Origin of the sequence: Neobacillus sp. PS2-9 (genome assembly GCF_030915525.1) — a bacterium.
Taxonomy (GTDB): domain Bacteria; phylum Bacillota; class Bacilli; order Bacillales; family Cytobacillaceae; genus Neobacillus.
In genome coordinates this window covers 4,522,340-4,538,788 of the sequence record NZ_CP133269.1, presented here as the reverse complement: position 1 = coordinate 4,538,788, position 16,449 = coordinate 4,522,340, and the positions used below count along the sequence as shown (strand labels likewise).

The 16,449-nt window shown below is 38.6% G+C and carries 20 protein-coding genes; 17 read left to right on the top strand and 3 right to left on the bottom strand.

Annotation, left to right across the window (positions count from 1 at the left end):
• The first annotated feature begins 60 nt into the window (after positions 1-60).
• The 3 genes from RCG25_RS22710 to RCG25_RS22700 are packed head-to-tail and all read left to right on the top strand — an operon-like array spanning position 61 to position 1,210.
• Positions 61-402, top strand: coding sequence for a cupin domain-containing protein (locus RCG25_RS22710; RefSeq protein ID WP_308081085.1), 342 nt, complete (start codon positions 61-63; stop codon positions 400-402).
• Between the two features lie 9 nt (positions 403-411).
• Positions 412-1,017, top strand: a complete 606-nt coding sequence (locus tag RCG25_RS22705) for an FMN-binding negative transcriptional regulator (protein ID WP_308081084.1) — start codon at positions 412-414, stop codon at positions 1,015-1,017.
• Between the two features lie 13 nt (positions 1,018-1,030).
• Positions 1,031-1,210, top strand: coding sequence for a DUF1272 domain-containing protein (locus RCG25_RS22700; RefSeq protein WP_308081083.1), 180 nt, complete (start codon positions 1,031-1,033; stop codon positions 1,208-1,210).
• An 80-nt stretch (positions 1,211-1,290) separates the two neighbouring features.
• Here the strand turns inward: RCG25_RS22700 and RCG25_RS22695 are convergent, their stop codons facing one another.
• Entirely contained in the window at positions 1,291-2,109 is an 819-nt protein-coding gene (locus tag RCG25_RS22695; RefSeq protein ID WP_308081082.1) for a methyl-accepting chemotaxis protein, read from the bottom strand.
• Positions 2,110-2,365: 256 nt separating this feature from the next.
• Here RCG25_RS22695 and RCG25_RS22690 point away from each other — a divergent pair, with 256 nt between their 5' ends.
• From RCG25_RS22690 to RCG25_RS22675, 4 genes are all read left to right on the top strand, one after another.
• Complete coding sequence (locus tag RCG25_RS22690; protein WP_308081081.1) at positions 2,366-3,001, top strand: TetR/AcrR family transcriptional regulator; 636 nt, start codon at positions 2,366-2,368, stop codon at positions 2,999-3,001.
• The gene (locus RCG25_RS22685; protein ID WP_308081080.1) at positions 2,998-4,269 is read left to right on the top strand and encodes an MFS transporter; all 1,272 of its coding nucleotides are present in this window, start codon (positions 2,998-3,000) and stop codon (positions 4,267-4,269) included. Before RCG25_RS22690 ends, RCG25_RS22685 begins: the two co-directional genes overlap by 4 nt.
• A gap of 251 nt (positions 4,270-4,520) precedes the next feature.
• Positions 4,521-6,722 (top strand): PQQ-dependent dehydrogenase, methanol/ethanol family, encoded by a 2,202-nt coding sequence (locus RCG25_RS22680; protein WP_308081079.1) that lies wholly within the window; start codon positions 4,521-4,523, stop codon positions 6,720-6,722.
• Between the two features lie 309 nt (positions 6,723-7,031).
• A complete protein-coding gene (locus RCG25_RS22675) occupies positions 7,032-8,279 on the top strand; it encodes a cation:dicarboxylate symporter family transporter (RefSeq protein ID WP_308081078.1) in 1,248 nt (415 codons plus the stop codon).
• Between the two features lie 58 nt (positions 8,280-8,337).
• On the opposite strand, the gene RCG25_RS22670 is transcribed toward RCG25_RS22675, so the two are convergent.
• On the bottom strand, positions 8,338-8,523 hold the full coding sequence (locus RCG25_RS22670) for a hypothetical protein (RefSeq protein WP_308081077.1): 186 nt from the start codon (positions 8,521-8,523) through the stop codon (positions 8,338-8,340).
• A 170-nt stretch (positions 8,524-8,693) separates the two neighbouring features.
• Between RCG25_RS22670 and RCG25_RS22665 the strand changes: the two genes are divergently transcribed.
• From RCG25_RS22665 to RCG25_RS22625, 9 genes are all read left to right on the top strand, one after another.
• Positions 8,694-9,509, top strand: a complete 816-nt coding sequence (locus RCG25_RS22665) for a GNAT family N-acetyltransferase (protein WP_308081076.1) — start codon at positions 8,694-8,696, stop codon at positions 9,507-9,509.
• Positions 9,510-9,545: 36 nt separating this feature from the next.
• Complete coding sequence (locus tag RCG25_RS22660; protein ID WP_308081075.1) at positions 9,546-10,385, top strand: PP2C family serine/threonine-protein phosphatase; 840 nt, start codon at positions 9,546-9,548, stop codon at positions 10,383-10,385.
• A 5-nt stretch (positions 10,386-10,390) separates the two neighbouring features.
• Positions 10,391-11,062 carry an alpha/beta family hydrolase gene (locus RCG25_RS22655; protein WP_308081074.1) on the top strand — a complete coding sequence of 224 codons (672 nt, stop codon included), beginning with the start codon at positions 10,391-10,393 and terminating at the stop codon, positions 11,060-11,062.
• A gap of 106 nt (positions 11,063-11,168) precedes the next feature.
• Entirely contained in the window at positions 11,169-11,483 is a 315-nt protein-coding gene (locus tag RCG25_RS22650; protein ID WP_374121094.1) for a YnfA family protein, read from the top strand.
• 36 nt (positions 11,484-11,519) lie between these two features.
• A complete protein-coding gene (locus tag RCG25_RS22645; protein ID WP_308081073.1) occupies positions 11,520-12,017 on the top strand; it encodes a GNAT family N-acetyltransferase in 498 nt (165 codons plus the stop codon).
• Between the two features lie 13 nt (positions 12,018-12,030).
• Positions 12,031-12,537, top strand: a complete 507-nt coding sequence (locus RCG25_RS22640; RefSeq protein WP_308081072.1) for a GNAT family N-acetyltransferase — start codon at positions 12,031-12,033, stop codon at positions 12,535-12,537.
• Between the two features lie 25 nt (positions 12,538-12,562).
• On the top strand, positions 12,563-13,099 hold the full coding sequence (locus RCG25_RS22635) for a GNAT family N-acetyltransferase (protein ID WP_308081071.1): 537 nt from the start codon (positions 12,563-12,565) through the stop codon (positions 13,097-13,099).
• Between the two features lie 103 nt (positions 13,100-13,202).
• Entirely contained in the window at positions 13,203-13,685 is a 483-nt protein-coding gene (locus RCG25_RS22630; protein WP_308081070.1) for a hypothetical protein, read from the top strand.
• Positions 13,686-13,911: 226 nt separating this feature from the next.
• Positions 13,912-14,367, top strand: a complete 456-nt coding sequence (locus RCG25_RS22625) for a DUF2269 family protein (RefSeq protein ID WP_308081069.1) — start codon at positions 13,912-13,914, stop codon at positions 14,365-14,367.
• 57 nt (positions 14,368-14,424) lie between these two features.
• On the opposite strand, the gene RCG25_RS22620 is transcribed toward RCG25_RS22625, so the two are convergent.
• Positions 14,425-15,201 carry an alpha/beta hydrolase gene (locus RCG25_RS22620; protein WP_308081068.1) on the bottom strand — a complete coding sequence of 259 codons (777 nt, stop codon included), beginning with the start codon at positions 15,199-15,201 and terminating at the stop codon, positions 14,425-14,427.
• A 165-nt stretch (positions 15,202-15,366) separates the two neighbouring features.
• Here RCG25_RS22620 and RCG25_RS22615 point away from each other — a divergent pair, with 165 nt between their 5' ends.
• The gene (locus tag RCG25_RS22615) at positions 15,367-16,341 is read left to right on the top strand and encodes an alpha/beta fold hydrolase (protein WP_308081067.1); all 975 of its coding nucleotides are present in this window, start codon (positions 15,367-15,369) and stop codon (positions 16,339-16,341) included.
• Positions 16,342-16,449: the final 108 nt, after the last annotated feature.

The window sequence follows — 16,449 nt, the reverse complement described above, 5'->3', positions numbered from 1 at the left end:
GAGTCTACGAGCCCAAACTGGCTGTGAGAAGGAAAAAACGGTCGTATAGGAGAATTTACAATGAAAATAAGCAAACACAATGCGGAGCATTACACATGGGGGAGTCAGTGTGATGGCTGGCATCTGGTCAATCAGCAGGAACTCAGTGTTATCCATGAACGGATGCCGAGCCAAACAGCAGAAGTAAGACATTATCATCAGCAATCACGACAATTTTTCTTTGTTTTATCAGGAAATCCTACGTTAGAGGTGGATGGGGAACGTTTCACCCTAACACCACAGGAGGGGATCGAAGTACCCCCACACATCCCACACCAAATGTTTAATCAATCCAGCAGCGACGTGGAATTCTTAGTCATATCCCAGCCGACTAGTAAAGGTGATCGAATTTTAGCTGAATGAGGTGCAAAAATGTATATTCCTAAACATTTCAAAATAGACGATCTTGAATCCATCTATAAAATTATTGAAAAAAATAGCTTTGCCACACTTTTTTCACAGCATAATGGCAGGCCGTATGCGACACATTTACCATTATTGTTAGAAAAAGAAGAAGGAGTCTTATATGGGCATTTCGCTCGTCCAAATGAACAATGGAAGGACATCGAAAATCAGAAAGTACTCGTTACGTTTCAGGGGCCACACGCATATATTTCCCCTAGTTGGTACGAATCCACCCAAGCCGTTCCAACGTGGAATTATGCAGCGGTTCATGTCTATGGACAAGTGGAGATTTTAAACGATGACCAAGAAATCCATGATGCCCTTTCTAGCATGGTAGATAAGTACGAAAAGCCAGGTAGCTCTTATCGTTTCAAAGAGATTGATAGAAACTTTATTGCTGGGATGAGTAAAGGAATTGTAGCTTTTAGAATCAAGATTACTGAAATAGAAGGAAAAGCAAAATTAAGTCAAAACCATTCGGTCGAACGACAGGATTTGGTGATTAAGCAGCTAGAGCTTTCTCAAGAATCCGACCAGCTGCAAATTGCAAAGTTGATGAAGAAAAATCATTAAAGGAGTGATAAAGATGGCTTTGGAAATGAGAAAAATATGTGAGAAATGTAATAACCCCCTACAAAAGGATGGGGAGGCCTATATTTGTGTATATGAATGCACTTTCTGTCATGACTGTACGGAAGAGATGGACGCTGTTTGCCCTAATTGTGGGGGAGAACTCGTCAAAAGACCACGTCCGACGAAAAAGTGATATTTTAGGAGAAAGTGAATGAGATAAGAAGTTGAAGTTAAAATGAATGAAGGCATCCTAGCAAAGGATGCCTTCCGGTTTTATATACTTGTTGCTTGGGAGTTTAATTCTGAAGCCGTGTTTACAATTTGTTCAAACGCTTTATTGAATGCTTCCATCTTTATTGCTTGTTCATGAGAGTCTGAAGAAATTTGTTGAATGTTGGTGATGATTTTTTCTAGATTAGCTACCATCCCTTTTAATTGTGGCTCTACACCTTCAACGGTTTCTCTATTATTTTCAGCCATTTTCTCTATTTCTTTAGCTACCACTGCAAAGCCCTTTCCATGTTCTCCGGAACGGACAGCTTCTATAGATGCATTTAGACCCAAAATCCGGGATCTAGCTGCTGTTTTCTTTAAAATACCCAAAATTTCCTCTATCTTTTTAATCTCATCTCTTAGAAAAGTAGTTTCTTCATCAAGTTCTTTTAGCTCAGTTGCGATCTGTTCAGTTACTTTAGTTACCTCTTCTGATGTTGTAGCCAATTCACCACTAACACCAGTTAGTTTTTGTGCTCCTTTTCGCAATACATCCACTTTATTGTTTGAAACAATAGTAGAAATAACGCCTATTATTTCATTGTTTTCTATAATAGGTGTTGCTGTTGAAATATAGGCAACACCAAAAATTCCCGAATCTCGTTCTTCCTTTTGTGGTTCACCAGTGATTAAAGCATTGTGAGTCACAGTCCCTTTAAAATTATCAGCAGAAGCGCCAATAGGAACCTTAAGATCAATCTTTTTGCCAGGAATATATCCTATGACCTTTTCTGTGTCAGCTAAAACGATACACGCATCTTCTGCATGTGTGGATTGAATAATTTCCAAATTATTTAGCAATTGTTGTAACCGCTCCAAAGTAATTCCTCCGATAGAAAAAGTGGTATTAGTATAATAAATATAACATTATTTACATAAGATAACAGACTAGTTAAAAAATATATTTTATTTAATAGACTAATATAAAGGCATGATTATGGATGCGATTTATTAAACGATAAGCTATTTATATTTTTGAGTAATTTTCCAGATGTTATTGAAATTGGAAAAAAATTCTGTATAATAAAAATGACAGTGATGTCAGTGTTATTTTAACCAAATGGAGGAACCTACCTTGTCACCTAAAATTTCTGACAGTGAAAAAGAAAAACGTAAAATGCATATTATCCAATCAGCTACGGAAGTGTTTAAACGCAAAGGATATGTAAACTCCACCATGCAGGACATCGTAGACGAAACAGAGATGAGCCGTGGCTGGGTGTATCTATATTTTTCAAACAAAGAAGACATTATGCTAGCAATCCTTGCAGAAAATGATCAACAAACAGAAGCACAGATCAATAATCTTTTAACGAGCGGACTTTCCGTGTGGCAAGGACTGAGCGGAATAATTGACATGATGGACCAGCAATTAAACCATGCATCTGACGATCTGCCAATCGTGATATATGAATATTTCATTAGCGGGTGGAAGCAGCCAGAACGACGTGAATACCTGGAAGCCCACTACAAAAAGCAGCATGACTATCTAATGATTTACTTGCAGAGGGGAATAGCAAAAGGAGAGTTTAAGCCAAGTGTTGACTTGGAAGTCATCATAAAAATGATTACCTCCTATTTTGAAGGTCTTTTACTTCACTCAAAAGCAGCTGGCAGCAGCAACGTTCGAGTAAGCGAGCAGCTAAACCTCTTCAAGTCCATGTTAAAGTCAGCCTTACAAGTCGATGATCAGAATGGTGGTTTGTCATGACAATTTTTAAAAATAAGGTCTTCACCAAATTATTTTTAGCGGCATTTGCTTCCCAGCTTGGAACGACGATTGGTAATGTTGCGTTTGCCTTTTATTTATTAGATCACTTTAGCAAACAGCCATTTTATGCAACCATTGCTGAATTAATGTACTCATTGCCTATATTGCTTGTTTTCTTCTTAGTGGGGGTGGCTGCAGACAGATTCGACCGAAAGAAAATTGCGGTTAACTCCGACTGGATTCGGGCCATCTTAACAGGATTTTTATTAGTAGCGATTTATTTCAACATCCTTTGGTTAGTATTTGTGATTCTGTTTATTCGGAGTGGCGTTGCAAAGTTTTTTGCTCCAGCAGAAATGAGTATCTTACAGGGCGTACTTAATAAAGAGCAATATATGCAAGCCTCTGGATTAAATCAAACCGTTCTTGGGTTATTTATGTTGTTTGGTATGGGAATGGGAGCTATTTCCTATCACTATATTGGGCTGACGGGGACTGTAATGATTGACGGAGTCAGCTTTATTATTTCAGGGATTCTCATCAGCACGTGTTCTATTCCTTTAGAGGCACGGCTGCCTAATGGTAAAACACATATGAAGGATATTAATCTTACGACCGTTCTTACTGACTTCAAAGAGGGCTTAAAATATATCCTTCATTTTAGACTGCTAAAATCTATTGTATCTGGTTTTCTAGTGTTTGGTCTCATTAATGGAGCGTTTGCTGTGCTTCCACTTTTTACAATGAAATACAAACTAGCACCAGAGCAATTTACGCAGTATGCTTCTATGTTTTCCATCTTTTTAGGAATCGGTTTTGTGCTTGGCAGCGGAATTGGTAGTCCACTCATTAAGTTGTTAAAAGTTCATCGAGTTATCATAGGTGGAGTCATATTAAGTGGTGTGTTCACATTAATTATGGGGGCAGTGGAAAATGTTTGGCTCTATCTTTCCATTGTATTTGTTATGGGCGTAATCATCGCACCAGTAAATGTGGCATTGTCTGGTTGGATGACGGAGCTTGTGGCTCCCAAATTTATGGGGAGAGTGTCCGGCTGGGTGGATCCATTAATGATGCTGGCTCATTCTATATCATTGGGAATCATCGCAGTTGTCTTCCCGGCATTCGTAAAAGTAGACACCATTTATTGGGCGGTGGGTATTCTATTAATGGTTGTGGGGTGCTATTATCTATTGGTGTTGCCAAAGTTGGTTACAAAAGAAGTGAAAGTAGCAGACATCCAGTCGGTTCCTACTTCAGCAGAATAAACAGGAAGCTTTTGCGAAAAAGTTTCATAAAAGTGAAACTATTTTACATGGAGCATCGACTAACTTAATAACCCCCCCTAGGGTTGTGTGTATAGGGCTCGGCACGAATGCCGGGCTTAATTTATTTTATAAGAGTACTTTCTAGAACCTTGCTGTTTTTTTAGCAGGGTTCTTTTGCATTTTTAAGGGGATATCCTCCTTTTTTACCTTTAAAAATTCATGTTATTTAGTGAGACGAAATGGGTATTACATTGAATAATTATAAAAACACTTATATCTATAGAGAGAAAGCAGGTGCACGGTTGGTAACTAGAAAAAATGGGTTAATTATTGCTGGGTTTACAGGAATGTTTGTCATTGTCGTCCTCTTTTACTTTTTTCTAACCTCTGTTGGGGAAAAGGAGCAGGTTGATGGAAAGCATGCAGATAGCGAAAAGCCACCTGCAGCAAAAGTGGAAGTAAAGGACCCTGCTCCTCCAGCGTTTACAAGCAAGCAACTGACATCGTTGCCAAAGAACAACTGGATTACTAATGGAGGGAGTACATCTAATCAACGTTACTCTACCCTGGATAAAATTAATACATCCAATATTAAAAAATTAAAAGGGAAATGGGTTACGCATCTGGGGTCAGGAAAAGAGTTTAAATATTCTGGCGAGGCGTCACCCGTCGTTTATAACGGTGTAATGTATATCATTACCGGTGCAGACCAAGTATCTGCTATTGATGTGAAAAAAGGTGAGACTTTATGGACTTTTAAACCGAACATAAGCGAATTAACAACCGTTTGTTGCGGTTGGACAAGTCGTGGTGTCGCAATTGGTGATGGACTAGTATATGTTGGTCTGCTAGATGCCAGATTAGTTGCTCTCGACCAAAAAACGGGTAAAGAGGTATGGTCCACAACGGTCGATGATTGGAAAAAGGGCTATACGATTACAAGCGCACCGCTTTACTATAACGGAAAAATTTATACAGGTATTTCTGGTGGTGAATATGGAATTCGAGGCAGGGTTACAGCCTTTAATGCAAAAAATGGGAAGGAGCTTTGGCGCTTCTACACCATTCCAGGCCCTGGAGAAAGTGGTCACGAAACCTGGCCAAGTGACAATGATTCATGGAAACGAGGCGGTGCACCGGTTTGGCAAACACCTGCTGTTGATCCTGAATTAGGGTTACTCTATTTTTCAACCGGTAATGCAGCTCCGGATTTAGACGGAAGTGTAAGAAAAGGGAATAACTTATTTTCTTCTTCCATAGTAGCAATTGATGCTGAAACAGGAAAATATAAGTGGCACTTTCAAGAAGTTCATCACGATATTTGGGATTTAGACGCACCGAATCCAGTTGTACTATTTGATGTTAAAAAGGATGGAAAAAAGCGAAAAGCACTAGCCCAAGCTGGTAAAACAGGATGGCTTTATATCCTAGACCGAACGAACGGGAAGCCGTTGGTAGGTATTGAAGAGCAGCCAGTGCCGCAGGAGAATCGTCAAAAAGCATCGCCTACCCAGCCGATTCCAAAGGGGGATGCTTTTGTTCCACAGGTTGTCACTAAAGAGGATTTCAAGAAAGATGTGAAAGGGTATAAAGGACATATAGGTAAGATTTTCGATCCATACTGGGAAGAACCAATGCTTGTGAAACCATCGACGTTCGGAGGAGCTAACTGGCCACCTTCAGCATATAACCCGGACACAGAATATTTTTATGTATTAGGAACGGATCAGTATTCTACTTTTACAAGAAGTGAAGAAGAGTATAAGGAAGGTAGTATCTATTTAGGTAGTATTATCCAACCCGTACAGGATGCACCTGTAAGAGGAACCATCACGGCTATTGATGTAAAAACAAATAAAATAGCCTGGCAGCAAAAGTGGGATGCCAGTGCGTATAGCGGTGTATTAACCACAAAAGGCGGCCTCGTCTTTGTAGGACATAATGATGGAAGGCTGATTGCTTTTGATGCTAAAACTGGTGATCAGGTATGGGAATTTAAGACAGATGCAGGTGTTAATGCGGCGCCTATTGCCTATGAAGTGGATGGAAAGGAATATATTTCTGTTTTAGCAGCAGGTAACGCATTAGCTGGTTCGAAGCACGGCGACTCTTTATGGACCTTCTCCTTAGATGGGACCATTGAATCAGGTACCGCTCCTGAAAGCACTAATAAACCCGAAGACAGGGAGAATGGAGATACTACGGCAAATGTGAACGATGGTCAAAAGGTTTTTGAAGGAAATTGCTTGGCTTGCCATGGAAGAGAAGGAACAGGCGGACATAATGGACCAGACCTGCAACTTAGTCAGGTAGCGAAAGACCCGGAAAAAGTAATGGGAAGGGTCAAAAAAGGCGGGAATACCATGCCAGCCTTTGGTGAACTTTTAACTGAAAAGCAAATTAGAGATGTAACAAAATATATTACTGAGATTGTGGCCAAAAAACAAGAATAAGGAAATAGAGGGCTGACCAGTGCCATTCTGGTTAGCCTTTTTTTAGAGGGAATAAAATCATGGTCGAAAGTTCCTATTTATCTTTTTTAACAGACATGTTATGCTAAAAAAATGAGTATACTAACAAAGAGTTTAATTAATCAGACAATAAGTGCTGGTAATTAACGGTTTCTTTAGCAGGGTTGTTGATAACTTTATTCTATAAAGTTATTCTAATTACTGTGGTTTTTAATTTAATAAAAAAGGGAATTAAAGTAGTTGATTATGGTAAGTAATCAACTTTTTATATATATAAAAGGGGAGATGAAGATGAAAAAGATTAGCTTAGCATGGCAAATCTTTATTGGACTAGCTTTAGGTATTATTTTGGGTGCTATTTTTTATGGTAACCCGCATGTGGAAACGTACTTACAGCCAATTGGTACAATATTTATTCGATTAATCAAAATGATTGTCGTTCCAATTGTTGTTGCTAGTCTTATTGTTGGTGTTGCAGGCGTTGGTGATATGAAGTCACTGGGTAAACTTGGTGGAAAAACCCTATTATATTTTGAAATCATTACAACTATTGCTATCTTTGTAGGACTACTTGCAGCAAACGTGTTTCAACCTGGAGCTGGTGTGGACCGAACACACTTAACGAAAACAGATATTAACTCCTATGTGGATACAGCTGCACAAACCGAGTCACACTCTATGGCTGATACGTTTATTAATATCGTACCTACCAATATCATACAGTCATTAGCAAATGGCGATATGTTAGCAATTATCTTCTTTTCTGTCATGTTTGGACTTGGTGTAGCAGCGATTGGTGAAAAAGGCCAACCGATTATTAACTTCTTTAGAGGCACGGCGGATGCCATGTTCTATGTAACCAACCAAATCATGAAATTGGCTCCACTTGGTGTATTTGCTCTAATCGGTGTAACGGTATCAAAATTTGGAATTACGTCATTAATCCCATTAGGAAAATTAGTTTTAGTCGTTTACGGATCAATGATTTTCTTCATTTTAGTCGTTCTTGGATTAACAGCAAAGATTGCAGGGGTTAATATCTTTAATTTATTAAGATATTTGAAAGATGAATTAATTCTAGGTTATACAACGGCAAGTTCGGAAACAGTTCTTCCGAAGTTAATGGAAAAGATGGAGAAGATCGGATGTCCGAAGGCTATTACTTCATTTGTTATACCAACAGGATATTCATTTAACCTTGATGGTTCAACCTTGTATCAAGCGATTGCAGCACTGTTCATCGCACAAATGTATGGAATTCATATGAGTATTACACATCAAATTACCTTAGTTCTTGTATTGATGCTTACCTCTAAAGGGATTGCCGGTGTTCCAGGCGTATCGTTTGTCGTGTTGCTTGCGACGCTAGGAAGTGTAGGGATCCCAGTTGAAGGACTTGCATTTATCGCTGGTATTGACCGTATTCTAGATATGGCGCGTACATGTGTAAATATTGTTGGTAACTCATTAGCTGCCATTGTCATTACAAAGTGGGAAGGCCACAAGCTTGATGAGGATGCAGTAGAAAAAGCAGCTTAAATTATCTGAATATAGACCAAAAAAGGCATCGACTAAGCTCGATGCCTTTTATTCGTTCTTATTGGATATTACCAGGTCCATCCCCACCGCCAGTAATAAAAATATACTCGCTCATAGCTAAGTTCGTGTCCGCCCGATATTTTTCAATGTCTACTTTGGGATCACTTGCCCCTTTTTTTGAATCGAAATACATTGCTATGGGAGCTAGTATAATGATTGGAGACAGAATAAATAACCAAATCATATAATACCCTCCTTTTAAGAAAGTCTATATTTATTAGACTATGTACAATTAGAGGGAAAGGTTCAAGAAATACATAATAAGCCCCATCATAAAATAGTAAGAAGGATGTTAAGTAAATTTGGCGAATTTATCTAGGATACTTTTATCGATGAGATGAGGAGGCTCGATGTATGTTTATTAGACTTGAAACGAATGATGAGTTATTGGGGGATGGAGGTTCTTTTCTCACTGATGAAGTACAATATAATCTGATACATCGAATCACTGAGGTTAGTGATGCTTTAAGCATAAAGACGACAGATAATAGGATGGTCTTTGCACAAACGCAGGGACAAAAGGCATGGTTGTGGGTATCCAAGGAGACACAATTAGAGGAACAGAAGGAAATATTTCAAAATCTAGTAAGCTATTTAAACAGTAATCAGCTTCCTGGGGTATCAGGGGATCCTCAGACTGCAGAAATGTTTGCGGAGGTTTTTTCAAAAAAGAGGGGAATTGGCTATGAAACGGTAATGACCATGGAATCTTATCATTGTCCAAAGGTGATAAAGCCAGTCAATGTACCAGGGGAGATTCGAAAAGCCGCTTTAGAAGACATAGATACTGTGGCTACCTATCTTGCAGGTTTTGTAGAGGATGCATTTGGTACGTCAGTGGAAGCTAGTACTCAGCGATCTAAGGCACAAACAATGATAGAGGCTGGAAACTTGTACCTTTGGCTTGTGGATGAAAAGCCGGTGTCCATGGCGAATATTTCACATCGTTCACCTAGACATGCCCGGATTAATGCGGTTTATACTCCTGTCATGCATCGGAAGAATGGCTATGCAAGTGCGCTAGTAGCGGAATTATGTGTAATTATTCATGCGGAGGGACTTGTACCAATGTTGTATGCGGATATCAGTAACCCCGATTCCAATAAGGTATATCAAAATATCGGTTTTATTGAAAGTGGTAAAATAGCTGAAATCAAATTTGTAGGATAGATACTTAATCTTTTTACAATAGGAGGAAGTCCCTAAATGAATTCAGCAGAAAACAAAGCAAATTTCAGACAAATGCATTGGATTGGTCTGGACGATCCGTGCATCAACCAAATTAAATTTGATACATGTCATCACATGGTCTTAGGGCGATATGGTGGAAATCAACAAGCAGGAGCTAATAAAAATGAAGATGGGGCCCTGGTTATGGCGGGGCTAGACTGGGAATTTGCCATGGTATTGGATGGACACAACAGTGCAGAAAGTGTGGAATTAGTTATCCATACTATTTTACAAGAATCGGAAAAGCTAGGTTCCATTTTAGGAGAGTCTTTGGAAACGGTCTTCGTATCATTGGAAAAGCATATTCTAACCATTTTCCAATCCGAGTATTTTCTAGAAGCTTGTAAACAAGTTCAGGGTGAAACGGCATGCCTGTTGTGTGTAAGAAAAGATAAATATATATGGTGGTTTTCCGTCGGAGATTGTGTCCTCTATCTCCTGCATGAGGACTTACATAGGTTAGGACAATATGGACTTAATCAACGACAATTTTATGAATGGATAGGCCAAGTAAATACCTTTGCCCAACCTGTTCCGTGTTATTCTTCCGGGGTCAGGGAACTCAGAACAGGCTATAATCGAATGGTTTTGGTGACAGATGGGGTTTTGGAATGTGGTAATCGATACTATGAGACTCCTAAGAATCTTTACCAAGATTTCTATGGGCAGCCCTCTCCTCCTAATATAGAAAACAGTGTAAAACATGTTTTAGAACATGTTAATGAAAGTTATGGACGCGATAGTGCGACCATTATTTGCTGGGATTACCATCATGTTCTTCCCACCACCTATCCTAGTAATCAACCAAAGAGGTGAATGAAATGTACCAATTTTTCGAAAATGAAGTAGTTAGAAATGAATATTCTACTATACCGTATACATGGATACGTAGTGAAAAGCGAAATATAAGTATTTGTATTATGCTCCCAGGACTGGGTTATACCACTCAGCGACCGTTGTTTCATTATGCGACGGGCGTGTGTTTGAATAACAACATTGATGTTCTTCATATCAATTATAACTTTGTGAAAAATGAACAGTTTAGAAAGCTTACTAATCCGGAACAGGACCAGTGGATGTTTGATGATGTGAAGGCTGTGGTCGATGCGGTGTTAAAAGAATCTTCCTATGAGCAGTGCTTGTTAGTAAGTAAATCAATTGGAACGGTACCAATGGCGATGGAGTGGACTCAAAGAGACTTCCTTCGAAATACAGTAGGAATCTGGTTAACTCCTCTAATAAAAGAAGATCGGGTTTACGAGGCACTGTTGAAAACGGACCTGCCTTCTCTTTGTGTCATTGGAGATGAGGACCATCATTTTATTGAAGAGAGGTTAGAAGCCTTTAAGAACAATCATTTAGTGAGTACGGTTGTTATACCTAAGGCTGATCATAGCTTAGAAATTAGCAAGGATACCTTGGCATCCATTGAGGCAATGAAAGAAATAATGGAACAAGTTGAAGTGTTTATTAAGAAGAATAAAGTAGGATAGGGCTGCTATTGCTGGCAGTCTTTTTTAACAGTGTTTATATTGGTAATAGGAATAGAAAATACTATTACTTAAAAGTTTATAGGATGTGGTTGTTATTATTAAAGCTATGGTTTTATTTATTCTTGCCGGACTAGCGGAAATAGGTGGAGGGTATCTGATTTGGTTATGGCTAAGAGAAGGAAAACCTCTTTCTTTGGGGATTTTTGGAGGAATTACTCTTGTTTTGTACGGGATTATAGCCACTTTTCAGGCATTTCCTTCGTTTGGTAGAGTTTATGCTGCCTATGGAGGAGTCTTTATCGTTCTGTCGGTGTTATGGGGATGGTTAGTCGATAAAAAAACTCCAGACATGTACGATTGGCTTGGAGCGGTGATTTGCTTACTCGGTGCATCGATTATCCTTTGGGCTCCACGACATTAAATAGGATATATATCATTATTAGGAAGAGGGATTTCTATGTTTGTTAGAGAAGTAGAAGAATCCGATGCAGAAAATCTGGTTGCGCTTATAAAGCAGGTTGAGAAAGAATCTGATTTTATGCTGATGGAACCGGGTGAACGACAAATTACACCTGAACAACAACAGCAAAGAATCCACTCGATTCAAAAAAGCGAGAACTCCACCATTTTTGTAGCGGAAAACGAAGAACAATTGGTTGGCTACATGTTTGCAATGGGCGGTACGGCAAAAAGAAATCAGCACTCTGTATATGTAGTTATTGGTATTTTAAAAGATTATAGAGGGCAGGGCATTGGAACCACGATATTTGAGAAACTGGAAGAATGGGCAGTTGATAGAAAAGTCCGCCGTCTCGAACTAACGACCGTCACGCAAAATGTTGCAGGTGTCGCTTTGTATAAGAAAATGGGATTTGAAGTGGAAGGAACCAAAAAGGATTCCCTATTAATAGACGGTGAGTTTGTGGATGAATACTATATGGCGAAGCTTGTATGAAGGGAGATCTAGTATGAACATTAGACTATTGACTCCTGCTGATGCAGAAAAGTATTGGGAATTGAGACTAGAAGCATTAAAGGAAAATCCAGAAGCTTTTTTAACGAGTTATGAAGAGGCCGTCAAACGGGAGAATCCCGTTGAACAGGTAGCTCGTAATTTCACCGCAGAAGGAAACTATACCTTCGGAGCGTTCGATGGGGAAGAACTTATTGGCGTTGTCACGTTACTTTTGGAAAAAGCAGAAAAGATTCAGCACAGGGCCAATATCTTCGCGATGTATGTCACGCCAAGAAAACAAGGTTCTGGAATCGGGGAGGCCCTGCTTACAGCGGCAGTTAATAAAGCGAAAACAATCGATGTTATTGAAAAAATAAACCTATCTGTCACTGCAAGTAATGAAAAAGCGAAAAAACTCTATTCTAAATTAGGGTTTCAGACGTTTGGTCTAGAGGAAAAAGCTTTGAGAATAAATGGTGTATATTACAACGATGAACATATGGTGCTGCATATAAAATAGTCAGTGGGAGGAGTGATTCAATAACATGTTCAAGAGTGAATCGATTTATATAAGACCGTTTAATCCCAATGATGCTGCCGCATTGCTCGAACTACAGCTTGAAAATTGTGATTTTTTTCAACAATTTTCTATGGAGCGAAGTGAAGACTTCTATACATTGAAAACACAGCTTTATAGAATAAAGCTCTATCAAGAGGATAGTCAAAACGATCAGTCTTATAATTTTGGCATTTTTACATATGATGATAATTTAATAGGAACAATTAATCTATTCCATGTCATGAGGGGCTCGCTCCAAAGCGCATTTATTGGTTATTTTTTAGATAAAAAGCATAATGGCAAAGGGTACACAACAGAAGCGGCTAAGCTAATGGTTGAATATGCTTTCAATGAATTGAATTTACATAGGATTGAAGCAGGGGTTATGCCGCACAATTTTGGATCAATTCGCGTGTTAGAGAAGGCTGGCTTTCATAAGGAAGGTATTGCTGTGAAAAATGTAAGGATCAACGGTAAATGGGAAGACCATCAAGTGTTGGCGATAGTCAACCCGCGTGATTAACATACTTTTCTACATTATTGTTTCATCTCCCCTGATTTAGGGTAAACAGAGATAAGTCGACAATGAGTTCGATTAAAAAGGAATCAGGGAGAGGAGCAGAAGGATGAAGGCTAAAGCACTTGTTTCTGAAGAAATGCCGTTTACTGAAATCCATTCAATCATGACAGAGCAAGGTTTTTCAATGATGGGTATAGGTGAATCGGTAAAATATAGAGTAGCATTGCGGGATTCTTCTACTGAATCCATCTATTGGTTAGAGATTCCGGTTGAACGAAATTTAGAAGATCCTGATCAGGCGAAACTAGGAAAGCCATTCTTGTATGGGGAAGAAAGGATTCCCATTCCAGTTAGAGATGCCGCAGATAGTAAATTAAATGAGATGGCTGATTACTTGAAAAACAATGTAGTAAATATAGATGATTACCGCTCTATCCAGCCTCAGCCAAATGGTTCAATGGCAGCCGATGAGGATGAGGTGAAACAACTTGGGAAGGAAATGGAATCATTAAAAACCAATAAAGAATTATCGGAGGAAGGCGAGGTTCCAGACCCCGTACAATTTGAGTCGGAACAAAATAATCGCTAACTACCACATGCAAACTGAATAAACTTCAAACCGGCAAACCAATTATGGTCTTGCCGGTTTTTCTCATGTGAGAGATAACCCCTGAATTCAATCATTAACCACTTTAAAATGTGATAAATCGTTGACAACTCCAAGTAAAAACTATGCCAAATCGTAATATATAAGATTGAAGAAGAGTAGTTTATGGTAAAATGGGAGCATGCAGGAAATGGGAGGTTGAGCACCAGTGGTTTCTCTATACAAAGTAATTGTGTTCATTCATATTTTTTCAGCTATTTTGGGAATGGGACCTGGGTTTATTTTAACAACTGTTGTTAAATCGGGCAAAAACATGACCGAATTAAGGCATTCATATAAGATTAGGCATAAACTTCATATATTTGTTATGGTAGGAGGAACCCTTTTACTGATTACTGGAATAGCGATGGGACTCTTAAATCCAAGCTTGTTCAAGATGGGATGGTATGTTATAAGCCTTACTCTCTTCTTAGCAGCTCTTGCGATTGGCCCGCTTGTTCTGTCTCCAAGGTCAAAACCAGTCAAAGCTTTACTCGAATCGCATAATGGCGAAGAAATTCCTGAAGAATATTGGCGGCTAGCTAAAGTTCTTTTCCGATATGAACACCTAGAAAATCTAATCTTTTTAATTATTATTGCTCTAATGATCTTAAAACCATTTTAAAAAGAACTGTGTGGCGAATCAAAAGCCATACCGTTCTTTTGTGTCACAAGTATCTGATTATAAATCTGAAAATAAATAAGAAAGGATAGTAGGAATTCTTTTTCTAAAGAAAGTATAACTATGCTGTGCATCTTCGATTAATTGAAAGCTGATGTCCTCCACCTTATCTTTTAAAATCTCATATACACTATTGGTAAGATCAAGGAAAACTCGATTCATTTCTGCATCATCGCCCACTTCTTTTTTCCCTAAGTCCATGTAGAATCTCTCGATGGCTGACAAGTCTGATTTCCTTAACAAATTTTCAATTTCCTCCTGGTTTCGATAAAAGCCAGGGGATATGGCAGCTATTCTTTTAAAAATATGTGGGTACTTGCAGGCTGCATAAGTGGATAGGATAGCTCCTAACGAAATCCCCGCCATCGAAGTATGGTCCACTAGTGTTCGGTAATTACTGTCTATCAAGGGCTTAAGTTCCTTGACGATGAAATCAAGATAGTCGTCCCCTCTACCGCCGGATGGATCAGCATAACCTAATATTTTTCTGCTTGTTTCACCATTCACCCATGGGCAGTACTCGTTAATCCGTCCTTTTACTTCGGTATTTAAGTCAATTCCTACAACGATAATCTGTAATCCACTTGCATCTAAGTAATCCTTCATTCCTAAGGATACCCCTTTAATAGCACTTTCATCTTCAAAAACATACTGACCATCGTGCATGTATAACACAGGATACTGTTTAGTTTCTGTTTCATAGTTTTTCGGAAGGTATACTCTAACCATTCTTTCTTGCTGAAACGCTGACATGTGAACAAGGAATTTTTCTAACATGTTTGTCACCAACCATTTCTTTAAATCTTATAAACTTAAATTTACCATAAATTTCAATTCCTGCATTATTTTTATATGATTAATTGTATTTAAGCTGTATAATATTTTTGGGATATAATGGATATGTCAGAGTAAATTAGTTTAATAACCCTTGGAGGGGTCAAGATGTTTACACGAAAAACGAAAAAAATTGTTAGTGATTTTGAATCCATTGCAGAAATAGAGGAAGTTGTGATTGGCGGAGTCAAGCAAACGATTTTGCTAAGAGGAGAAAATATTGCCAATCCTATTATGCTTTTTTTACATGGAGGACCAGGATCGGCCCAAATTGGTTTTGCCCCTAAGTTTCAACGGGAGCTTGAAAAAGAATTTATTGTCGTCAACTGGGATCAACGAGGCTCGGGATTATCGTTTTCTTCTGATACAAAAAAAGAAGAGTTGACTGTTGAGAATATCCTCAATGATACGATTGAGCTAATGGAGTATTTATTAAATCGCTTCCAGCAATCGAAGTTATTTTTAGTTGGGCATTCATGGGGCTCGGTCTTGGGGACATTAGCTGCGCAAAAAAAACCGGACTATATTCATAGTTACATAGGAATTGGGCAGGTAGTGGATTTCCAAGAGGGTGAAAAGCTCTCATATGAGTTTACATTGAAAAAGGCTATTGAACAGAGAAAAACAAAGGCGCTAAAGGATTTAGAAGGAATTGCGTTTAATCCTGCTGATATGAAATTTCTCGATGTAAAAGGGAAATGGCTGTCGGCATTCGGAGGTTCGATAGTGGGTGTGGGTCTGTATAATCTTGTTTATTCCAATATGTTATTTGGAACAGAGTATACACTTAAAGATTGGTTTACCTACATGAAAGCAGGAAAATTATCCTTAGAAACCATTTGGCCTCAATTGCTGAAGATTGATTTTCGAACATCGGTCCCTAGCTTAGAAGTACCTGTTTTTATCTTTGCGGGCAAACATGATTATCAAGTGCCTTCTTCATTGGCAAAGCAATATTTTGAGCTGTTGGAAGCACCGTATAAAGAATTTATTTGGTTTGAAAACTCTGCGCACCTTTTGAATTTTGAAGAGCCTGATAAATTTTTCAAAGAGTGTTTAAAAATAAAAGAAAAAGATGCATAATTCTTGACTGGCCCATAAAGAGTCAGCCTTATTTTTGTTAAAAATGGCAAGGGTTATTCGAACGATAATAATATCTCTTTATCTGACAAAATGGACAAAAATACTACA